We start from the raw sequence: 4,027 nt of genomic DNA, 5'->3' as shown, positions 1-4,027 counted from the left end.
ATGGATCCTTCTTCTAATAATCCAACTGCAATTAATTGAAGTGCTTGAAGTGCACCTGAAACAATTAAAATGTTCTCTGGTGCTGTTTGAATACCACGTTTTTTTAAATAATTACATAAAATTCCCCGAAGCTTTTCACTTCCTTGTGGTGATGAATAGCCAATTGCCTTTGATTCAAGTGAAATCTTTTTTAACGACTGTTCAATTTGTTTCGTTGGAAGTAATTCTGGTGATAATTCACCTGTTCCAAGACGGATGATATGATCCATTTGCTCATATTCGTTGATGAGTTGAATCGTATGGTAGTTTGGTTTATGAATACTTGATTCAATGTGTTGCTGCCAATTTGGTTGAGATCTGTTCAAAAGCACATTCCACGAATTATTGGCCACAAATACCCCTGACCCCACTTTAGATTCGAGCAAACCATCCGCCCTTAATTCATCAAGCGCAAGTTGCACAGTACTTCGGTTCACATTAAATTGCGTTGCGAGTTGGCGCTGTGTTGGAATTTTTGTGCCAACAGTCCAATCACCTCGCTCAATATGAGACTTTATCCAATCTACAATTTGCTCTTGAACGGTCAAATGAGAATGACGATTTGGTTTCCATTTCATCTAATTCCCCCCTAAATTGGGTGGATAAAAAACCATCCAATTGGTTGTTTTCTTTTAGTTTTATCATAGTACGATAGTAATTGAAAGGGAGTTGATTATATGGAAGCCATTTTTCATGGAATAATCTTAGCATTCGGACTCATTTTACCTTTAGGGGTACAGAATGTATTTGTATTTTCACAAGGAGCCACACAGCCAAAACTAATTCGAGCACTTCCGGCGGCTGTTACAGCTGCACTATGTGATACATTTTTAATTCTTTTAGCCGTTTTTGGTCTATCTACTATCGTTTTACAATTTGAATGGCTACGACTCAGTCTAATGATTGCCGGAATTTTGTTTTTGCTTTACATGGGATATGTTATTTGGAGGTCTGAGCCAACTACAAATGAAACGAATAAAGCATTACCAATCCGTCAGCAAATCATCTTTGCTTTATCGGTTTCTTTATTAAACCCTCATGCCCTCTTAGATATAGTTGGTGTTATTGGAACAAGTGCATTAAAATATGTCGGAACGGAACAAGTTATTTTTACAATCACATGTATTACAGTATCTTGGATTTGGTTCTTTGGATTAACGCTCGCAGGTACAGTCATGAAGAAGATAGATGGTACAGGAGGTTTAATGAACATATTCAACAAATGCTCCGCCCTGTTTATCTGGGGAACTGCCATTTATCTTTTTATTGGATTAATTTAACGTATAGTAAATTATAAAGATATCATGTTCAGGACATAACATTTTTATGTCCATAAACGACCGTTTATGGGACTTTATTTATTTCTACCCAAATAGAGAAAAATACTGTTTAAATCCAGTTTCAAAATTCATTACCAAAATAAAAGGCTCTAACATATTAGTCATATATAATATGTAGGGCCTTTTATTTTAAGTTTTTTTGGGGATTTAGGTCTTGATAATATACAATTTTCACATTTTGTCCGAGCACCGTTAATGAATAGTTGTTTTCTTAACGTACAGGGAACCGCTTAAAATGTGTCCGAATTGTGTCTAAACGTACARTTTTCTTTTTTTGATATGGTGACCCCATGCCCATCAACTTAAGAACATTAACTACCCCCAAGAGTAAAAAATGCCATCCTTTCTTTATATTCTTACCAAAAGAATAGCGTTTTTTCATTATTTAAATATGATTTCATCTGAATTTAATGGATATTTCTCCTACAAAAGTAGTAGAATTTTCATTTGAACTTGCTACCTCAGTTGGATTTATCATATTTCAATTTCGATATAATAGTAAATAGGTATATCGGATATAGATGTACATTACTAGGATTATACATATTTCAAATTTAGAATTACAGTAACTACTCAACTGGTAGTTACCAATAAAGAAAGGAATAAGCATAATGATACAGAACATATACGAGACTCATTTACATGTAAGAAATTTAGAAAAGGCGATAGATTTCTATCAAAACAAGCTAGGGTTAGCGTTAGCAAGAAAACTATCCAAAAGAAGAGTGGCTTTCTTTTGGGTAGGAGAAAATAAAAAACAAATGCTTGGACTATGGGAAGTACATAATATTGAAGACTTTGAGCCGAAACATTTTGCTTTTGGTGTAGATTTGGAGTTTTTAATGACTTCTAAATTGTGGTTAGAGGAACGTGGAATAGAAGTAGTAGGAAGTCAAGGAAAAGGAAATCAAGAGCCAATTGTCCAAAGATGGATGCCCGCTGCAAGTGTATATTTTCTGGATTGTGATGGAAATAAATTAGAATTTATTTCTATGTTACATGAGAATCCAGATGAATTAGAATATGCATCCTATTTAAGTGAATGGGATGCGGAACACCAAGAAAAATGAATGAAATTGTATCTATAAAACGAAAAAAACGTTATTCTTTTTGTAAAAATATACAGAAAGGATGACGTTTTTTATGAATATTTCGATTCAAAATGAACTACAATTATTTGCTGAAGAATTATATGAACATCTTACCCCTTCGTTTTTGGAAAATCTCGCTAGAGAACTAGGTTTTGTACAACGAAAACGTAAATTTTCAGGGGATGATTTAGCAACTATATGTGTCTGGATTAGTCAACGAGTAGCAAGTGATTCTTTAGTAAGACTGTGTAGTCAACTCCACGCTGTTACAGGAACAACCATGAGTCCAGAAGGACTCAATAAGCGCTTCAATAAAAAAGCTGTTTGTTTTTTAAAACATATTTTCTCTTCGTTATTAAAAAGTAAAATTTGTGAAACATCAGTGATTCCTAGTTCTTCAATCGCTTATTTTCAACGAATTCGTATTTTAGATGCAACGATTTTTCAAGTGCCAAAGCATTTAGCTAGCGTATATCCTGGATCAGGTGGTTGTGCTCAAACAGCGGGTATAAAAATCCAGTTAGAATATGATTTACATAGTGGCCAATTTTTAAATTTCCAAGTGGAACCAGGGAAAAATAATGATAAAACCTTTGGAACAGAGTGTTTAGCGACATTACGTCCTGGTGATCTATGTATTCGGGATTTAGGCTATTATTCACTGGATGATTTAGACCAAATGGACCAACGTGGTGTGTATTATATATCACGGCTCAAATTAAACAATAGGGTGTATATCAAAAATGAATTTCCTGAATACTTTCGAAATGGGACAATAAAAAAACAATCTCAGTACATCAAAGTTGATTTAGAGCACATTATGGATACCTTAAAACCAGGGCAGATCTATGAAATAAAAGATGCTTATATTGGAAAGGATAAAAAATTATTTACCCGAGTGATTATGTATCGATTAACAGAAAAACAACTTCGTGAGCGTTTGAAAAAACAAGTGTATACGGAAAGTAAAAAGGGCATTACATATTCAGAAAAAAGCAAACGATTAGCTGGCATGAACCTATATGTTACCAATACACCTTGGGAGATTGTTCCGATGAAACAAATCCATGATTTTTACTCTCTCCGCTGGCAAGTTGAAATCATATTTAAAACTTGGAAATCCTTATTTCAAATTCATCATTGGCAAAATATTAAACAAGAACGATTAGAATGCCATGTTTATGGAAAACTCATTGCCATTTTTCTATGTTCTTCTACTATGTTTAAGATGCGACAATTAATTTTACAAAAGAAGAAACAGGAATTAAGTGAATATAAAGCAATTGGAATGATTCAAGATCATTTACATATTTTATATCAAGCCATACAACAAAACACCGGAGAAATAACAAAGATTTTAATCCGCCTGTTCCACTTACTCCAGAAGAATGGCCGGAAATCTCATCGATACGATAAGAAAACAGTCTTTGATATTTCTTACGATTAGTCAATTGTTTTTTATAGATTTTTCACAGAGTAAAGGCTAGAGAATTCATATCATATATCCATAAATAAAAAGTCATACGAAATACCCCTAATATCTTTTAGTTTTTTTAC

4 protein-coding genes are annotated in these 4,027 nt (G+C 33.5%); 3 read left to right on the top strand and 1 reads right to left on the bottom strand.

All coding sequences use genetic code 11. From position 1 onward, the window contains the following. On the bottom strand, nucleotides 1–617 hold a 617-nt coding region (locus tag AC1DIT_RS27470), incomplete at its 3' end, for a GntR family transcriptional regulator (protein WP_476998565.1). Between the two features lie 99 nt (nucleotides 618–716). Here AC1DIT_RS27470 and AC1DIT_RS27465 point away from each other — a divergent pair. From AC1DIT_RS27465 to AC1DIT_RS27455, 3 genes are all read left to right on the top strand, one after another. Continuing rightward, nucleotides 717–1,319: a LysE/ArgO family amino acid transporter gene (locus AC1DIT_RS27465; RefSeq protein WP_016133333.1), complete on the top strand. Its 603-nt coding sequence runs from the start codon at nucleotides 717–719 to the stop codon at nucleotides 1,317–1,319. A gap of 671 nt (nucleotides 1,320–1,990) precedes the next feature. Next, complete coding sequence (locus AC1DIT_RS27460; RefSeq protein ID WP_016133332.1) at nucleotides 1,991–2,449, top strand: VOC family protein; 459 nt, start codon at nucleotides 1,991–1,993, stop codon at nucleotides 2,447–2,449. Nucleotides 2,450–2,522: 73 nt separating this feature from the next. Further along, a complete protein-coding gene (locus AC1DIT_RS27455; RefSeq protein ID WP_016133331.1) occupies nucleotides 2,523–3,917 on the top strand; it encodes an IS4 family transposase in 1,395 nt (464 codons plus the stop codon). The last annotated feature ends 110 nt before the right edge of the window (nucleotides 3,918–4,027 follow it).

This window comes from Bacillus sp. 05T22, from assembly GCF_056396765.1.
This window is presented reverse-complemented; position numbering and strand designations above follow the sequence as displayed.